General features: G+C 58.9%; 18 protein-coding genes. 9 read left to right on the top strand and 9 right to left on the bottom strand.

The features are described 5' to 3' along the window. Nucleotides 1-135: 135 nt before the first annotated feature. From msrQ to ilvC, 4 genes are all read right to left on the bottom strand, one after another. Nucleotides 136-753, bottom strand: a complete 618-nt coding sequence (gene msrQ / locus EGJ86_RS23895; protein WP_125836865.1) for a protein-methionine-sulfoxide reductase heme-binding subunit MsrQ — start codon at nt 751-753, stop codon at nt 136-138. After that, nucleotides 753-1,763, bottom strand: a complete 1,011-nt coding sequence (gene msrP / locus EGJ86_RS23890; protein ID WP_125836864.1) for a protein-methionine-sulfoxide reductase catalytic subunit MsrP — start codon at nt 1,761-1,763, stop codon at nt 753-755. Before msrP ends, msrQ begins: the two co-directional genes overlap by 1 nt. Nucleotides 1,764-1,829: 66 nt before the next feature. Next, nucleotides 1,830-2,645 carry a CDP-diacylglycerol--serine O-phosphatidyltransferase gene (gene pssA / locus EGJ86_RS23885; RefSeq protein ID WP_026088416.1) on the bottom strand — a complete coding sequence of 272 codons (816 nt, stop codon included), beginning with the start codon at nt 2,643-2,645 and terminating at the stop codon, nt 1,830-1,832. A 147-nt stretch (nt 2,646-2,792) separates the two neighbouring features. Beyond that, nucleotides 2,793-3,809, bottom strand: a complete 1,017-nt coding sequence (ilvC, locus tag EGJ86_RS23880) for a ketol-acid reductoisomerase (RefSeq protein WP_037001483.1) — start codon at nt 3,807-3,809, stop codon at nt 2,793-2,795. A gap of 126 nt (nt 3,810-3,935) precedes the next feature. Here ilvC and ilvY point away from each other — a divergent pair, with 126 nt between their 5' ends. Then, nucleotides 3,936-4,817 (top strand): HTH-type transcriptional activator IlvY, encoded by an 882-nt coding sequence (gene ilvY / locus EGJ86_RS23875; protein WP_099526062.1) that lies wholly within the window; start codon nt 3,936-3,938, stop codon nt 4,815-4,817. A gap of 53 nt (nt 4,818-4,870) precedes the next feature. On the opposite strand, the gene ilvN is transcribed toward ilvY, so the two are convergent. Beyond that, the gene (gene ilvN, locus EGJ86_RS23870; protein ID WP_003462832.1) at nt 4,871-5,362 is read right to left on the bottom strand and encodes an acetolactate synthase small subunit; all 492 of its coding nucleotides are present in this window, start codon (nt 5,360-5,362) and stop codon (nt 4,871-4,873) included. 1 nt (nt 5,363) lies between these two features. Continuing rightward, nucleotides 5,364-7,088: an acetolactate synthase 3 large subunit gene (locus EGJ86_RS23865; protein WP_125836863.1), complete on the bottom strand. Its 1,725-nt coding sequence runs from the start codon at nt 7,086-7,088 to the stop codon at nt 5,364-5,366. 402 nt (nt 7,089-7,490) lie between these two features. Between EGJ86_RS23865 and EGJ86_RS23860 the strand changes: the two genes are divergently transcribed. Further along, on the top strand, nt 7,491-7,925 hold the full coding sequence (locus EGJ86_RS23860; RefSeq protein WP_003462834.1) for a DUF4124 domain-containing protein: 435 nt from the start codon (nt 7,491-7,493) through the stop codon (nt 7,923-7,925). Between the two features lie 18 nt (nt 7,926-7,943). Here the strand turns inward: EGJ86_RS23860 and EGJ86_RS23855 are convergent, their stop codons facing one another. From EGJ86_RS23855 to mrcB, 3 genes are all read right to left on the bottom strand, one after another. After that, nucleotides 7,944-8,273 carry a YqcC family protein gene (locus tag EGJ86_RS23855; RefSeq protein WP_013716953.1) on the bottom strand — a complete coding sequence of 110 codons (330 nt, stop codon included), beginning with the start codon at nt 8,271-8,273 and terminating at the stop codon, nt 7,944-7,946. Further along, nucleotides 8,273-8,956, bottom strand: coding sequence for a M48 family metallopeptidase (locus tag EGJ86_RS23850; protein ID WP_041980760.1), 684 nt, complete (start codon nt 8,954-8,956; stop codon nt 8,273-8,275). The genes EGJ86_RS23855 and EGJ86_RS23850 overlap by 1 nt, the downstream gene beginning before the upstream one ends. Before the next feature lie 67 nt (nt 8,957-9,023). After that, nucleotides 9,024-11,342, bottom strand: a complete 2,319-nt coding sequence (gene mrcB / locus EGJ86_RS23845) for a penicillin-binding protein 1B (RefSeq protein ID WP_125836862.1) — start codon at nt 11,340-11,342, stop codon at nt 9,024-9,026. Between the two features lie 114 nt (nt 11,343-11,456). Between mrcB and EGJ86_RS23840 the strand changes: the two genes are divergently transcribed. The 7 genes from EGJ86_RS23840 to EGJ86_RS23810 all read left to right on the top strand — a co-directional run. Next, entirely contained in the window at nt 11,457-13,019 is a 1,563-nt protein-coding gene (locus EGJ86_RS23840) for a bifunctional aminoglycoside phosphotransferase/ATP-binding protein (RefSeq protein ID WP_125836861.1), read from the top strand. 93 nt (nt 13,020-13,112) lie between these two features. Beyond that, nucleotides 13,113-13,457 (top strand): pentapeptide repeat-containing protein, encoded by a 345-nt coding sequence (locus tag EGJ86_RS23835; protein WP_099526067.1) that lies wholly within the window; start codon nt 13,113-13,115, stop codon nt 13,455-13,457. A 106-nt stretch (nt 13,458-13,563) separates the two neighbouring features. Beyond that, a complete protein-coding gene (locus EGJ86_RS23830) occupies nt 13,564-13,836 on the top strand; it encodes a TfoX/Sxy family protein (RefSeq protein ID WP_099526068.1) in 273 nt (90 codons plus the stop codon). 105 nt (nt 13,837-13,941) lie between these two features. Beyond that, a complete protein-coding gene (locus EGJ86_RS23825; RefSeq protein ID WP_125836860.1) occupies nt 13,942-14,739 on the top strand; it encodes a cyclic nucleotide-binding domain-containing protein in 798 nt (265 codons plus the stop codon). Between the two features lie 397 nt (nt 14,740-15,136). After that, nucleotides 15,137-16,315: a site-specific integrase gene (locus EGJ86_RS23820; protein WP_232015663.1), complete on the top strand. Its 1,179-nt coding sequence runs from the start codon at nt 15,137-15,139 to the stop codon at nt 16,313-16,315. Nucleotides 16,316-16,321: 6 nt separating this feature from the next. Next, the gene (locus EGJ86_RS23815; RefSeq protein WP_033989492.1) at nt 16,322-16,801 is read left to right on the top strand and encodes a helix-turn-helix transcriptional regulator; all 480 of its coding nucleotides are present in this window, start codon (nt 16,322-16,324) and stop codon (nt 16,799-16,801) included. A gap of 196 nt (nt 16,802-16,997) precedes the next feature. After that, nucleotides 16,998-17,355 (top strand): hypothetical protein (locus EGJ86_RS23810; RefSeq protein ID WP_148100096.1); only part of this gene is annotated, 358 nt, incomplete at its 3' end.

Raw genomic sequence — 17,355 nt, 5'->3', positions numbered from 1 at the left:
ATTCTACACGCCAGATCCAGCTTTGCAAGCCCTTCATTCAACTTAACTTATTGATTAACAAGAAGTTTTTGAAGCGCCTCATCGCTGAAGTGGCGCGCATTCTACCGCCAGCAGAACGTGCGTCAAGCTTATATTTCAATTTTCTTTGGACTCTCGAAAAAGGACGCCTGCTCTCTGTAATGCGCCCGCTACAGCGGAGAGGCGCATCAGCAGCAGCGCGCCACCGATCAACGCATAAGCGAGCCACTCCCCCAGATCAGCCCGCACCACCCAGAGCATATGCAATAAAGCCAGCAGCAGGATCGCGTAAACCAGGCGATGCAGCGCCTTCCACTTACGGCCCAGCTTTCTGATACTGAAGCGGTTGGAAGTAACGGCCAAGGCAAGCAAGCCTATATAGGCCAGTGCCCCCACGATGATGTAGGGGCGCTCGGTAAGATCGCGGAGCACCAGGTCCAGGCGCACCCCAGCGATAAACAACACATAGCCGGACAGGTGCAGCGTTACGTAGGCAAAGCACCATAGACCTAACTGCCGACGTACGGCGATCCAACCGCTCCAGCGGGTCAACTGCTGCAGCGGCGTCATTGCCAAGGTGATCAACAAAAGGATCAGGGCTCCGAGTCCCAGGTTATCCACCAGCACCTTGCCGGGGTCAGGCCCCAGCAAATTGGAGACGGCGCAATACAGCCAATACAGCGGCGGTACCAATGCAGCCAGGAATACGCCGACGCGCCAGAGCCTATAGCGCATCAGTAGTACCTCGCCAGATCCATGCCCGCGTAGAGGTCAGCGACCTCCTCGTAGCCATTGAACATCCGGGTGTCGATCACATTGGGGCTGAACAACCCGCTGGGCAAACGCCGCTCGGTTGCTTGAGACCAGCGCGGATGATCCACCTGCGGGTTGACGTTGGCATAGAAGCCGTACTCATTCGGAACAATGCGCTCCCAGGTAGTTTTAGGCGCCTCGTTGACCAGGCTTATACGTACGATGGACTTGATGCTTTTGAAGCCATATTTCCAAGGCACCACCAGACGCAAGGGAGCGCCGTTCTGGTTCGGCAGCACTCGGCCGTACATGCCGATAGCCATGAAGGCCAACGGATGCATGGCCTCGTCCAGACGCAGACCCTCGACATAAGGCCAATCGATCAGAGAGAACCCCGAGCGCTGGCCCGGCATGCGCTCAGGATCGACCAGCGTTTCGAAGCGCACATAACGAGCCGATGAGGTGGGCTCGACCTGCTTAAGCAGTTCGGCCAGAGGAAAGCCCAACCAGGGAATGACCATGGACCAGGCCTCGACACAGCGAAGTCGATAGATACGCTCTTCGAACGCATGCGGCTTGACCAGATCCTCGATGGCATAGCGCCCCGGCTTGCCCACCTCGCCATCGACCATCACCGTCCAGGGCTCAGCCTGCAGCTTGCCGGCATTGGCCGCCGGATCGCCCTTACCTGTGCCGAACTCATAGAAGTTGTTGTAGTGCGTCGCGTCCTTGAACGGCGTGATGCTTTCACCTTCAGCCGTAATCGCTTGCCAGCGCGTGGCCGCCAGTTTCTCTTCGAACCAGCCTGGCGCCTTGGCGGGCTCGACATCGCTGTAGCGCCCTTGAGCTTCGGCACCGGCCCAACCAGGCATAGCCGCCATCGCAGCCAGCGCCAGCGAGCCCTGCATCAGCTTGCGACGGGAGAGGTAAACGGATTCCGGGGTGACTTCGGACTCAAGAGCCCGAGAAGAGGGACGTACTCGGATGAGCATGGCGACTCCGCGACTACAGTTCGAGAAACGAACTGTAGACCACGGAGTGCAGGAGAAATTACAGCATCAGGCAGATTTACGACGACGCAATTGCAGCAGGTACTGAATCGGACCGGAGGCTGCGTAAGCGAGGAAGATAAGCAGGAGGATACGGGGCGGATCGCTGAACACCACCGCGAACACCAGCACCACGGCCAGAATGGCCACGAAAGGTACGCGCCCTTTCAGATCCAGGTCCTTGAAGCTGTAGTACTTGATGTTACTGACCATCAGGCACCCTGCAGCAGCGACCAGCAGCGCCACGGCAAAGGACATGTTCGAGCCCTTGATACCGAAGTCGCTGAACGCCCACACCGTACCGGCAACCACACCCGCAGCAGCCGGACTGGCCAGGCCGATGAAGTAACGTTTGTCGACGCTGCCGATCTGCGTATTGAAGCGCGCCAGACGCAATGCCGCGCCAGCAACATAGATGAAGGCGACCATCCAGCCTACCTTGCCCATGCTACCCAGTGCCCATTCGAATGCCAGCAGAGCTGGCGCAACGCCGAAGGCCACCATATCGGAAAGCGAGTCGTACTCGGCGCCGAAGGCACTTTGCGTGTTGGTCAAACGCGCCACGCGGCCGTCCAGACCATCGAGCACCATGGCGACGAACACAGCGGCAGCAGCCACATAAAAGTTGCCGTTCATCGCGTTGATGATGGAGTAGAAACCGGCGAACAGGTTTGCCGTGGTGAACAGATTGGGCAGCAGATAAATACCACGGTGACGCACCTTGCGCCCTTCCGCGTCCTGCCCTTCCTCTATGTGCTCGTCGATCGGCAGCAGGCTTTCCAGATTATCGCCAGCCGGCTTTTGATCCTCGGGACCTTCACTCATGAACAGCACCTTGCAACGGGTTTGACAAATTTCGACCGGGACGACTGAACTCAGTTCGCCAATCAGCGAGCTGGCTTTATACCAGAAGCCTCGCCCCAGAATGAAAAAACGCGGCATAAAGCCGCGTTCTTTCGCACATCGCAGACCTTAGTTCTTGGCCTTGTCGACGATCTTGTTGGCAGCGATCCACGGCATCATCGAACGCAGTTGCTCACCGATGACTTCGATACCGTGAGCGGCGTTGTTACGACGCTTGGCGGTCATCGACGGGTAGCCAGTGGCGCCTTCGCTGATGAACATCTTGGCGTATTCGCCGTCCTGGATGCGCTTCAGAGCGTTGCGCATGGCCTGACGGGATTCAGCGTTGATCACTTCCGGGCCGGTGACGTACTCGCCGTACTCGGCGTTGTTGGAGATCGAGTAGTTCATGTTGGCGATGCCGCCTTCGTACATGAGGTCGACGATCAGCTTCAGTTCGTGCAGGCACTCGAAGTAGGCCATTTCCGGCGCGTAGCCAGCTTCGACCAGGGTTTCGAAACCGGCCTTGACCAGCTCGACGGTACCGCCACAGAGAACAGCCTGCTCGCCGAACAGGTCGGTTTCGGTCTCGTCCTTGAAGGTGGTTTCGATGATGCCGGTACGGCCGCCGCCAACGCCCGAAGCGTAGGACAGAGCGACGTTCTTGGCATTGCCGGAAGCGTCCTGGTAAACAGCGATCAGGTCAGGGATACCGCCGCCTTTGACGAACTCGGTGCGAACGGTGTGGCCCGGAGCCTTCGGCGCGATCATGATCACGTCGAGATCAGCACGCGGTACGACCTGGTTGTAGTGGATGGCGAAGCCGTGGGAGAAGGCCAGGGTGGCGCCCTTCTTGATGTTCGGCTCGATCTCGTTCTTGTACAGCTGGCCCTGGAATTCGTCCGGGGTCAGGATCATTACCAGGTCGGCAGCGGCGACGGCGGAAGCCACGTCAGCGACTTTCAGGCCATGGGCTTCAGCCTTGGCAACGGTAGCGGAGCCTTTACGCAGACCGACGGTGACGTCGACGCCGGAGTCTTTCAGGTTGCACGCCTGAGCGTGGCCCTGGGAGCCGTAGCCGATGATGGCAACTTTCTTGCCCTGGATGATCGAGAGGTCACAGTCTTTGTCGTAATAAACTTTCATGTTCTTGGCTCTTGTGTATCGAAAAGGATGGGGTGCGGAGCACCGCGACAGAGAGACCTTAAGTGATTCGAACCATTGCGTAAAATGATATATTTGCAACACCACATGCCGATTTATAAAATACAAATGGACAGTCACTCCCTCAGGCTGTTTCTCTCCCTGGCTGACAACCTGCACTTCGGTCGAACCAGCCGCGAGCAGCATGTCAGCCCTTCTGCGCTCAGCCGTAGCATCAAGCAGCTAGAGGACGAAGTCGGCGCTGCGCTGTTCGTTCGCGACAACCGCTCAGTCCGCCTGACCCGCGAGGGCCAGCAGTTTCGCGAGTACGCGAGCGAAGTCATCAATGGCTGGCAGGCGATTCGCCAGACCTTCATGCAGGACCAGTTGAATCTGCACGGCGAGTTGTCGCTGTACTGCTCGGTCACCGCGAGCTACAGCTTCCTCTACGACATCCTCAGCAGCTTTCGCCAGGACTACCCGCGCATCGAAATGAAACTGCATACCGGCGATCCCGCGAAAGCAGTGGAGCGCGTGCAACAAGGGCTGGAAGACCTGGCCATCGGCGCCCTACCCGACAGTTTGCCGGCCGGGGTCAAGTTTCAGTCGATCACGCGCTCTGACTTACGCTTTATCGGCCCCCAAGCGCCCCAACTGCTGAACGAGGAACAACTAAAGAATCCAACGGCAGATAATTGGAAAGACGTGCCGATGATTCTTTCGGAAGAAGGCCTGGCACGGACACGCACCGATCGCTGGTTGAAAAGCCACAACATCAAGCCGCGCATCTATGCCCAGGTCAGCGGCAACGAAGCGATCGTCAGCATGGTCAGCCTGGGCTTCGGTATCGGGGTGGTGCCGCAGATCGTACTGGACAACAGCCCACTGACCGCACGCATTCGCATATACGACATTCAGCCACCGCTAACCGCTTATGACATTGGTCTTTTCGCGCTGGAAAAACGCCTCAAGGACCCGCTGATCGCCGCTTTCTGGAATCGCCAGCGCTGAATTTCAGGCAATAAAAAGCCCCGCACCAGGCGGGGCTTTCTTCACCATGACGATCAGATACTCAGTACCTTGTCGCCACGCGCGATACCGGTGACGCCACTGCGTACAGTTTCCAGGATCGATGCAGTGCCAACGGCCTGGATAAAGCTATCCAGCTTGTCGCTGGTACCAGTCAGCTGCACGGTGTAGACGCTGCTGGTCACATCCACGATCTGGCCGCGGAAGATGTCGGTAGTACGCTTGACCTCGGCACGCTGAGCGCCAGTGGCCTTGATCTTGACCAGCATCAGCTCGCGCTCGATGTGGGCGCTTTCCGACAGGTTGACCAGCTTGACTACCTCGACCAGCTTGTTGAGGTTCTTGGTGATCTGCTCGATCACCTCATCCTGTCCAACGGTAGTGAGGGTCAGGCGCGACAGCGTCGGATCCTCGGTTGGCGCAACGGTGAGGCTTTCGATGTTGTAGTTACGCTGGGAGAACAGACCAACCACGCGCGACAGGGCGCCCGGCTCGTTTTCCAGCAGCAGGGAAATGATGTGTCGCATCTTAGGTCCGCTCCGTCTTGCTCAGCCACATGTCACGCATCGCACCGTCTCTGATCTGCATCGGATAGACGTGCTCGCTGGAATCCACCGCGATGTCGAGGAACACCAGGCGATTCTTCAAGGCAAAGGCTTCCTCCAGCTTGGGCTTGAGGTCCTTCAGCGAAGTGATGCGCATACCGACATGGCCATACGCCTCGGCCAGTTTGACGAAGTCCGGCAGCGACTCCATGTAGGAGTGCGAATAACGGCTGTTGTACTGCATGTCCTGCCATTGGCGGACCATGCCGAGGGTACCGTTGTTCAGGTTGACGATCTTCACCGGCAGGTCGTACTGCAGGCAGGTCGACAGCTCCTGGATGTTCATCTGGATGCTGCCCTCACCGGTGACGCATGCCACATCGGCTTCCGGGAAGTTCAGCTTGATGCCCATTGCGGCCGGGAAACCGAAGCCCATGGTGCCCAGGCCACCGGAGTTGATCCAGCGATTGGGCTTGTTGAACCGGTAGTACTGCGCCGCGAACATCTGGTGCTGGCCCACATCGGAGGTGATGAAGGCATCGCCCTTGGTCACGTCGCACAGGGTTTCGATCACGGTCTGCGGCTTGATGATCGAACCGTCGCCCTCGTTGTAAGGGAACAGACGGCCGCTACCGCGCCACTCTTCGATCTGTTTCCACCAGCTGGCAACAGTGTCCTTGTTCGGGGTTTCGCCGATCTCCTTGAGGATGGCGACCATTTCGCTCAGCACACTGTCCACCGGGCCAACGATCGGGATGTCAGCCTTGATGGTCTTGGAGATCGAAGCCGGATCGATGTCGATGTGAATGATCTTGGCGTTGGGGCAGAACTTGGCCGCGCCGTTGATCACACGGTCATCGAAGCGCGCACCGACGGCCAGAATCACGTCAGCATGGTGCATGGCCAGGTTGGCGGTGTAGCTGCCGTGCATGCCGAGCATGCCGATGAACTGGCGGTCGGTACCCGGATAGCCACCGAGGCCCATCAGGGTGTTGGTCACCGGCAGGTTGAGCATCTGCGCCAGCTCGGTCAGCGGCGCAGAGGCGCCCCCCATGATCACGCCACCGCCGGAATACATGACCGGACGCTTGGCGGCCAGCAGCATCTCGGCCGCCTTGCGGATCTGGCCGGAGTGACCGCGTACCGCCGGGCTGTAGGAGCGCAGCTTGACCTTCTTCGGATAGACGTATTCGAACTTCTGGGTCGGGTCGCCCATGTCTTTCGGAATGTCGACCACGACCGGACCGGGACGGCCGGATTCGGCGAGATAGAACGCCTTCTTCAGCACCTCAGGGATTTCCGACGGGTGCTTGATGATGAAGCTGTGCTTCACGATCGGGCGGGAAATACCGACCATGTCGGTTTCCTGGAAGGCATCGGTGCCGACCATGGCGCTCGGCACCTGGCCGGAGATCACCACCATCGGAATGGAATCCATGTAGGCAGTCGCGATACCGGTGATGGCATTGGTCGCGCCAGGGCCAGAGGTCACCAGCACCACACCGGCCTTGCCGGTGGCGCGGGCATAGCCGTCAGCCATATGGGTCGCTGCCTGTTCATGACGCACCAGGATGTGAGTCACTTCCGGTTCTTTGAACAGGGCATCGTAAATGTGCAGGAGAGCACCACCAGGGTACCCATAGATATACTTAACGCCTTCGTCACGCAGGAAGCGGACGACCATTTCAGCGCCGGATAAAAGCTCCACGTTGTTCACCTCTTGAACGCCAGTATGCCACCCGCCAACGGGCAGCCCTAAGTAGGTTCTTACTGTCAGCGGACACGCACGACGGTGATCGTGGATTCGAAACATCAGCTTGACGAGTAACGGAGCAGCCCATGGTCTTGCGGGGCTGGCCCTCCCAGCGCGAGGTAACGCGTTGCGGGTGTCACGGTTCGGCGCGGGTAGCGCCTCTTTTCCCCGAGCTGAAGGACGCTTGCGGCGGACTCCACTACGGGGGAAGGTTGGATTGTTCGGGTTCGGCGAGGGCAAGTCAAGCGATGGCTAACCTATTATTCAACCTGCTGCTGTGACGCAGCGCAGGATGAAGATTGCCGGCTTTTGGTTATAGTAACCATCAGCACCGCCGCTCTCGATAAAGGAAACAGCATGCGCCACATGATTCTTACTGGCACCTTGATGCTCGCGTTGAGCACGTCCGCCATGGCCAGCCAGGTGTACAAGTGGGTAGATGACAAGGGCGTGACCCACTTCGGCGCGCAACCTCCGCAGGGCCAACAGGCCACCACCATCAATACCGCAGCACCACCTCCCCGACCGGCACCCAGTGAGCCGGCGCCCAGTTTTGATGAGCAGCTCGATCCCGAGCAGGCGGCCATCGACAAGAAGGTCAAGGAAGATGTGGCGAAGCAGGAAGCCGAGCGCAAGCAGTACTGCGAGACAGCACGCACGAACCTGGCTCAGCTGGAGAACAACCCTCGCCTTCGCATCGAGGATGGCGGTGAAGTTCGTCGCATTGACGAGAACGAGCGGCAGGAACGCATCACCGAACTGAAGAAATCCATCGCGGAAAACTGCAAGTGATGCGTTACGCGCACGCTTTCATGGCGTGCGCGTGAGCAGGCGGTCGAACTCGCCAAGCAGTTCGAGCAGCCGACGCGCAACGCTCGGCTGCTGCTGGTAGACCATTTCCGCCATCGCCTGAATGCCCGATACCGAGGGTAAAGTGGCCCCGCTTTCCAGCAACGCCTTCATGCGCGGCAAGAAGATCCATTGCAGCCATTGCTCGAACGTCAGCGTATCGACGCAAAACGGTTCCACGCTGGCCAAGGCCTCGGCGCTCGGTGCCTCCTCCTGCCACCAACCCTGCACGCGCAGTTCGCGCTCGATCAGCAGCAGGTGCTCGGCCAACGCATTGACGCGCACATTCATCAGAGATTGACTCGGGCGCGCTCGCGGGCCTGAGCTGCGCCAGCCGGGTCACCCTGACGCTCACGCGCCTGGGCGATCAAATCCCACAGACTGGCCTGCAACGCCGGACGACCATTGGCGTAGGTCAGGCCACGCCGGGCGAACTGCTCGGCCTGAGCGGCATCGCCCTGGGCCAGACGCACCTCGGCAAGACGGTAAAGCACCTGCGGTTCACGCGGTGCGATGCGCTGGGCACGCTCCAGGCTGGATGCGGCGCCATTGAGATCACCACCGCCCTGCTGCTGCTGAGCGGTGGTCAGCAACGCGAGAACCGGACCATCCAGTTGCTCGTCGGCCGCCAGGCCACCACCGCCACTGGGAATGCCGCTGGGCTGGCTCGGCACCGAAGAGCCGTAACTGCCTTGGCTGGGCACCGACGGCTGGCTGCTCACGGGCGGATCGAAGGTCAGACCGCCACTGGAGGTGATCGGCTGCGAGTCGGTCTGCAACGGCGTCGAGACTGCCCCCTGCGGCACCATGACCACCACTCCGGAATCCTCTTCGATACGCTGCGGCGTAGCTGCAGGACTCGGGCTGGTCGAAGGACCAGAGCCGCCCGACGACAACGGAGCCCCGGCATCGATCACCGGAATCGAACCCTGCGGCACTGTACTGCAACCACTCAGAACCGCCGTTGCCAGCATCGTGGCAAGCCACTTCTTGTTCACATCCAATCCTCTTCAGGTAACACCGAGCCACTCGACTCGGCCGTCATTCCAACCAACCCTTGACCCAATCCATGACTGACTCGACCGGAGCCTGGATACCGCAAGCGGAGCCTGGGGCAGGTTCGCTACCGCGAATATAAGGCATCTGTACCGCATTCGGGCAGCCCGACGCCGAGCCCAGACCGGTCTGACGATCGACCCAGGCCTGGGTAACGTTGTCCGGCATCGGCATGTCCAGCGGCAGCGGATCGGCCTTGCGCATGAAACCGGTCCAGACCTGCAGGGCGCCGGTTGCCCCAGTCAGCGGGGTCGGGCCATTGTCGTCGCGCCCCAGCCATACCACCGACAGCAGATCCTGACTGAAACCGGCGAACCAGCTATCGCGCGAATCGTTACTGGTGCCGGTTTTGCCCGCCAGATTCAGCGAGCTGGGCAGTTGGCTGTACACCGAACGCCCCGTGCCTTCACGCATGGTGCGCTGCATGGCGTTCTGCACCAGGTAAATGGCCCCTGGATCAAAACGTTGCTGGATCTTGAATGGATAACGCCCGAGCGGCTCACCGTCAGCGGTCAATACGCTACGAATGCCGCGCAACGGCGTGTTGAACCCCCCGTTGGCCAGGGTCTGGTACATGCCCGCCACCTCCATCGGCGTCAGAGCTCCAGCACCGAGCAGCATCGACGGATAGGCCGGCCACTTGCGCTCGACGCCCAATCGCTCGAGAGTCTTGAGCACATTGGGCACGCCGATCTCCAGGCCGAGCTTGGCCGTAGACAGGTTGTAGGAGTGCGCCAGCCCCTGATACAGGTAGATGGTGCCGTGAGCCTTGCGGTCATAGTTCTGCGGCGTCCAGACCTGGCCGTCCTGCCCCTTGATGGAGAAGGGTTCATCCTCCAGCCAACTGGTCAGGGTGTACTGGCTGGGACGCTCCAGCGCCGACAGGTAGATCGCCGGCTTGATCAGCGAACCTATCGGCCGCACGGCGTCAAGCGCTCGGTTGAAGCCGGCGAAACGCGGCTGGCGGCTGCCGATCAACGCCTGAATTTCGCCAGTCTCGGGGTTGGTCACCACCATGCCGGCCTGCACCTCGTCCACGCCCTTGCGCCCGGCCAGGCGCTTGAGCGTCTCGGCCAGCGCCTCTTCGGCCTTGAGCTGAAGGATGGGATCGAAGCTGGTGAAGATGCGCAGGCCCTCTTCGGTCAGGTCCTGCTCGCGATAGTCTTCGCGCAGTTGACGCTTGACCAGATCGAGGAACGCCGGGAACGAGCTGTCTGCCATGCTGCCGCGCGTGGTAACGCCCAGCGGCTTCTGCTTGGCAGCGGCAGCCTCTTCCAGGGTGATGGAACCTTGTTCGGCAAGTAGATCGATCACAAGGTTACGTCGCGCCAGAGCGCGCTCGGGATTACGTCGTGGATTGAAATAGGTTGGCCCCTTGACCATGCCCACCAGCAACGCGACCTGCTCCAGCTTCAGTTCGGATACCGGCTGACTGAAGAAGTACTGGCTGGCGAGACCGAAGCCATGCACGGCGCGCTGACCGTCCTGACCGAGGAACACCTCGTTCATGTAGGCTTCGAGAATCTCGCGCTTGTCGTAATGCAGCTCCAGCAGCACCGCCATCATCGCTTCGGTGCCCTTACGCAGCAGGGTACGCTCGTTGGTCAGGTAGAAGTTCTTCACCAACTGCTGGGTCAGGGTGCTGCCGCCCTGCACCAGGCGACCGGAGGAGGCGTTGATCCACAGCGCGCGGGCAATACCCTTGGGCGATACGCCGAAGTGTTCGAAATAGTCGCGATCCTCTACCGCCACCAATGCATCGATCAGATAGGCCGGCACCTGGTCTAGCTTGATCAGAATGCGATCTTCCTGGTGCGCCGGGTAAAGCCCGCCAATCAGCATCGGTTCCAGCCGCGCCACCGCCAGATTGCTGCCATCGGCCTGGGTCAGCCCGGCCACATAATCGCCAGAGAAGCGCACCCGGACTTTCCGTGCAGGCTCGGCGCCCTCGTAGAACTGAAAGCCGCGACTGTTAAGTTCGATGTTGTTACCCGCCACCGATACCGCGCCAGGTCCATTGACCGTGCTTTCACGGCGATAGCCCAGGGCGTCGAGTTCGCGCAGGAAGTCATCCTTGGCCAATTTCTGGCCCACGAAGAGCTCCAGCGGTCTGGCGTAGACCTTCGCGGGCACGGTCCAGCGCTTGCCGGAGAATTTTTCCTGCACCACGGCATCGAGGTAAACGGCAAAGCCAGCCAGGATCACCAGGCCAACCAGACCGAGCTTGAGGCCCCATGCCAGCCAGGGACGCATGCCGGACGAGCGGGATTTTTTGTTTGAGCGGGGGGAGCGTTTTCGAGTCATGGCGGGATTATACGCACTTTACATAGGGGCCAGCAGGCCGCCCGGATGGTTTGCAGAGCAGCTCACAGCGGCCATAATGCCCAGCTCGAACAGCGTCTAGAACAAGGATCGAACGTGAGCCAAGCCCTGATTGCCGCATTGCAGAACCCGGCCCTGTATCCGCACCCTGTGGATGGGTTTCAGGTCATTGAGACCCACATTTCCTGGGTTTTGCTCACTGGCCCATACGCCTACAAGATCAAAAAACCGGTCAACTTCGGTTTTCTCGATTTCACCGAGCTCGATGCACGCCGTCATTTCTGCGAAGAAGAGCTGCGCCTCAACCAGCGTTTGACCAAGGATTTGTATCTGGACGTGTTGCCGATCAGCGGCAGTGAAGACGCCCCCAGCCTCGATGGCGGCACGCCAGCCATCGAGTATGCGCTGAAAATGCGCCAGTTTCCGCAGGAGCAACTGCTCAGCGCCATTCAGGCCCGCGGCGAACTGAACGACGCCCATATCGACGCCCTGGCCGAGCAGATCGCCACTTTTCACCTGAACGCACCGAAGGTACCGCAGGATCATCCGCTGGGCACTGCCGAAGCGGTAATGGTTCCGGTGCAACAAAATTTCGAGCAGATTCGTCCGATGCTCAGCGAGCAGGCAGACCTGCAGCAACTCGACGCCCTCGAGGCCTGGGCTCAGTCCAGCTACGAACGCCTGCAACCACTGTTGAGCGAACGCAAGACGCAGGGTTTCATCCGCGAATGCCACGGTGATATTCACCTGGGCAACGCCGCCCAGATCGACGGTCGCGTGGTGCTGTTCGACTGCATCGAGTTCAACGAACCCTTCCGTTTTACCGACGTCACCGCCGATATCGCCTTCCTCGCGATGGACCTCGAAGACCGCGGCCTCAAGTGCCTGGCACGCCGCTTCATCAGCGGCTGGCTGGAACGCACCGGCGACTATGCAGCCCTGCAACTGCTGAATTTCTACAAGGCCTACCGCGCCATGGTTCGCGGCAAAGTCGCGCTGTTCCGCCTGGGTCAGGAACAGGACTCGGTGCAGCGAGCAGTGATCCTGCGCCAGTACCGAGGCTACGCCGCTCTGGCGGAGAGCTACAGCGCCATTCCATCGCCCTTCCTGGCCATCACCCATGGCGTATCCGCTGTAGGTAAAAGCCATGTCGCCATGCGCCTGGTCGAAGCGCTGGGCACCATTCGCCTGCGCTCCGACATCGAGCGCAAGCGCCTGTTCGGCGAGCAAAGTGCCGAAGCCAAGGACCAGTTAAGCGCCGGCATCTATAGCACTGATGCCAGCCAGGCGACTTACCAACGCCTGCACCAGTTGGCGCGCCAGGCACTACTGGCAGGCTTTCCTGTGGTGATCGACGCAACCTATCTCAAGTCAGCGCAACGCCAGGCTGCCAGCGAAGTCGCTGAAGAGACTGGCGTGCCGTTCCTGATTCTCGACTGCCATGCGCCGCAGGCTGTCATCGCCAGTTGGCTGGAGCAGCGCCAGAACGAAGGCCAGGACCCGTCCGATGCGACGCTGGACGTTATCCAGGCCCAACAAACCAGCCGCGAGCCGCTCGACGACGAGGAGCAGAGCCACAGCAAGCGCGTCGACACGCATGACAGTGCAAGCCTGGACAGCCTGGTCGAACGTATTCGTCAGCGTCTGCCAGGGATCTGACTATCGTCGCGCCCTTGACCCATGGCTTCACCCTGCCAGGCAAACCCTGGCAGGGCTTCTATACTGCCGGTGAGACCACCACCGGTATCTGCCATGAGCCAGCCACGCCAGCTTGATCATCCGCTCTACCACCTCCTGCATAACGACGACGTTAAGGGCTTCAATGCGCAGAAGCCCAAGGGTGTCGAAGTCGACCTGTCTGGCGGCGACTTTCGCGGGCTCGACCTGCGCAACATGGACACCGACGCGATCAACTTCACCGACGCCTATTTTCGCGGCGCCGACCTGCGCGGCCTGGACTTCCGTAACGCCAAGATCGAAGGCGCCAGCCTGGCCCACGCACAGATCTCCGGCGCCTACTTTCCCGTCGAACTGACCGCCGATGAAATTCTCATGTCGGTGAATTTCGGCACGCGCCTGCGTTATCGCACCAAGTAGCAGCGCACCCACCACGGTATGCGCCACTCAGGCCCAGGCAATTGGCCACTACACTTTTTGGCAGGCACACCAACGTGAACCTTTCACCCGCACGCATGGAGGCCCGATGAACGACGAACTGCAACACCTGAAGAACCTGGGCAAGACCTCGGCACAGTGGCTGCACGCTGTGGGCATTCACAGCGCTAACGACTTGCGCCGCTATGGCGCTGTCGGCGCCTATCGCGCGGTCAGGGCGCGTGGCTTCCGTGCCTCCAAGGTGCTGCTTTACGCCATCGAGGGCGCGCTGCTCGATGTGCATTGGAGTGAGCTACCTGCGGCGCACAAGGCCGAACTGAACGGCAAGCTGGACGAAGCCCAGAGCCACAACAAGAGCTAGCTCACAACACCAGTGCAAGGTGATTTACTCGAAGAGCCGCACAGCCTATTGTTTCAGGGACCTTCGTGTGGTCAGCCAGCCCAGCCAGTTCAAGGAATTACGGTTATGTATTTACTCGGGGAGCAACCGGCCTACGCCGATCAGTTGATCAATCGCCTACAGAGTATCCCCACTCAGTTGCTGGAAGGGCTGCAACCCGCGGGTGAGCCACTGCGCCTGGAACGTGTCGATGACCTGGCTCAGGTACTGCCTGGCAACCAGCTATTTATCATCGAGAACGGCTTGTTGCATGCGCTGGTCGACGAGCGCCCGTTGTTCTATCTGCAGGAGGGCGATCTGGTCGGCCTGCGTCAGGGCATCGATCTGCCCTCCTGCCGCTACAGCAGTGAAGAACCTATCAGCCTGATTCCCTATTCGCGCAGTGAAGTGTTCCAACACATCTATGCCAGCGAGCAGCGCCAGGAACAGTTCATTCAATACCTGATCGGCCATACTGCCCTGTTGTCCGACGCACTGGCACGCCTGAAACAACCGGAGATCCGTCCGGCCACTGGCTTCCAGCATTTCGCGGCCGGCGAGGAACTGATTCACCAGGGCGATGAAGCCGACCACGTGTTCATCATCATCGAGGGCCACGCCGAGGCCTACGTCGACGGCCAGAAGGTCGGTGACGTGCAGAAGGACGAAATCTTCGGTGCCATGGCAGTGTTCACGCGCGAGAAGCGTAGCGCCACGGTGGTCGCCAGCGAGCCTTGCACGGTCATGGTGATCCCCAAGGAGCAGTTCCTCAGCCTGATGCAGAGCAACCCGCGCATCGCTCACAGCCTGATCGAGAGCATGGCCCGACGCATCGACCTGCTGAACAAGGAAGTGACTCAGCTGCGCCTGCCCGGCGAATCCTGAGCCTTCATTTGGTCTCGACTAACCCCGGCCATCGCCGGGGTTTTGCATTTCTGAGCTCGGCAAAAACTTTCTGAGAAAAATTCTCAAAAGGGCGTTGACTATGAAATGAGAATTGTTATTATTACCTCAACTGGTCGCGAGATCAGCCGATAAGCTAAAGAGACCATTCAGTCGGACTCTTCAGATTATCTCCTCATCAGGCTAATCACGGTTATTGACCCGGCTCTTGCCGGGTCTTTTTTTATATCCAATATCACCACTATTATCGTGCAGGATTTGCACGCTCAGGAGCTTTTTCCAAAAATCCATGAGCTGAAGCGAGCCGAGCTAAAATTTGTTCGTGCAAATCTTGCACGAATGAGCCGCTTAGGCTACGTTTGTGCGCATGGAGAACGTAGTGAACCTAAAGCGCACAGCCAATAGTTCAGCCACTAAGCAGAGTGGCCGAACAGTCGGCAATGCCCGCAGCCTGAGCTTCTTGGGCGGCGAAGCACTGGTGTACGCTACCAACCTGATCCGTGACTGGGAGGCCCAGCTCCTCCATCTGGACGGATTGAAGAAGAAAAGCGTCGAGTCTCACTCCTCCAATCTCTTCCGCTTGCTGAACCACGCTCAGGTCGCCCCCTGGGAACTCAAGCCCGTCCACGTCAGCCGCTTCTTCGAGTCGCGCATGAGCAAGGACGGCCAGCAGCTGGCCCCTTCCACGGTGGCTGTCTACTGTGCGGGTTGGCGCTCCTTCCAGGCCTATATGCTCGATATGGAGCGGGTCAATGAAATCCAGGCGACCTTCAAGGTCCGCCCAGTCAAGTTCGTAACAGAAGAAAATGGTATTGCAGTCAAGCGGCATAAATTAAATGCTGCCCGTCCCAAAGCCTGGGCTCTGACGCCGACTGAAATTGATGCTATCGACCAACAGTTTGCCTTCGATATCAAGGCAGCATATGCGAGTCGCAGTAAGTCCCTCCTGCCGCTGCAACGTGATCGCGTGATGTTTCATATAGCAATCCATTTTGCTCTACGCGTATCAGAGTTGGTTACCATTCAGCTGCATGATTTCAAGGCCAGCTACGATCCGAGAATGAAGGCATTCCAGAACTTCGGAACTCTTACCATCACCGGGAAAAATGATTCCACTGGAACTATCCCGATGCGTGAACCTGAGATCTACGAACTGCTCATGTGGTATCTGTCAAGCATTCGGCAAAAAATTCTCCTCCGCCGGAAAAATTCTGGGAACGGGCTATGCCGCTACGACGACAAAGAGTATGCGACTGTCAATCTCCTTTTCCCCAGTGAGCGCGGTGGCGTCATCAACCCCAACGCTTTCCGAACTCGCCTTAACAGCATGGCGGTCAAAGCTGGGCTCATGCACCATAAGCTGACACCGCATATTCTCAGGCATACCGGCTGCACCAATATGGTTGGCGTCTTCTCGGCAGAGGTGGCGCAGAAATATATGCGACACAAAAACCTCTACACAACGCTAGGGTACTACCACCCTGCGCCGCTGGATGCCGCGAACGAGGCAAATGCCCCGCTCAACCTGTTCAGCAGCTTTTTTGATGATGAGGATTGAAAATAAATGAAAATAAAGCTGGGCAATCGCTTGGAAGTCCTGATGAAGGACTCAGGCATAAACACCTTCGAGGAAATGGCTCAGCGGCTCACTGAAAACCAGGGATGGCAAATTACCAGAACCGCCCTCAGTCGAAAATTTCGATCCGACGATGTTTCGCTGAGTCTTTCGATGATAGAGGCTATCTGCAATGAATTGCAGTGCCTCCCTGGCGATCTCTTTGAGACCAATGTCACCGATGCATCTGAGGAGTTTGTCGAGGAGCTTAGAAGCCGTCTACAACCGTTCAGATACGGTGTCATTCGACTTCAACGGCAAGGGAGTGATGTTGTGGAGGAGCGGCCTTCCGACGGTGCTGTCTCTGTACCGAGTGAAGGCAAGCGCACAAAGCCCTCCCGTGCAAAGCAGCTCAAAAACATCGCAGATGAAGAAATTGTAGGCCCCAAGGTATCGCACCTCCATGCAGGAAAAATCAAGAACGACTAAGCGCCCGCCGCTTATCGTGGACTGCAAGCTTTGTGGCGGTCGCTTTCAGCGCGCGGTTTGGTGCGGTCCTGCCCCTGACCACTGCATGCGTTCCAATGTAGAGCGCTCAAGCGAGTGCTGGAGCAATCAACCTGATGGCAGCCTGCTGAAAATGTGTGCAGAGTCTCTACGCTCCCGGAAACCTTCGGGAAATGAGATGACGCACTTCATCAGCCTGCTGGCGGGTCTTGGTCATGCACACGATCAGTCCGAATCCAAAGTGCAAGAGTATCTTGCCGATCTATTCCCCGAAGAGCGGCACATCTTGCTTAAACGGGCATCTGCAGAGCTCTCGATATATCTCGCAAAGCAGCTTTCCCTCTTGCCATCCATAGAAATCAGAGTCCCGCTGAAGGATAGATCAATTCCTGAAGAGCTCCCCGAAGGGCTCCGGGGAAAACTTAATGCCTACAAGAGGAAGCTCGAAAGGCGATATAGGGCGGTTGCAGGAGCTGAGTGCAACACGGTTATTGAATTGAAGCCGGAGCATCATGCCGCATTGCCATGGCATTTTG

The organism is Pseudomonas sp. o96-267 (assembly GCF_003935465.1).
In the GTDB taxonomy this organism is placed as follows: domain Bacteria; phylum Pseudomonadota; class Gammaproteobacteria; order Pseudomonadales; family Pseudomonadaceae; genus Aquipseudomonas; species Aquipseudomonas sediminis.
Note: the sequence above shows the minus strand (reverse complement) of the source record. Positions and strands in the feature narration are given on the sequence as shown.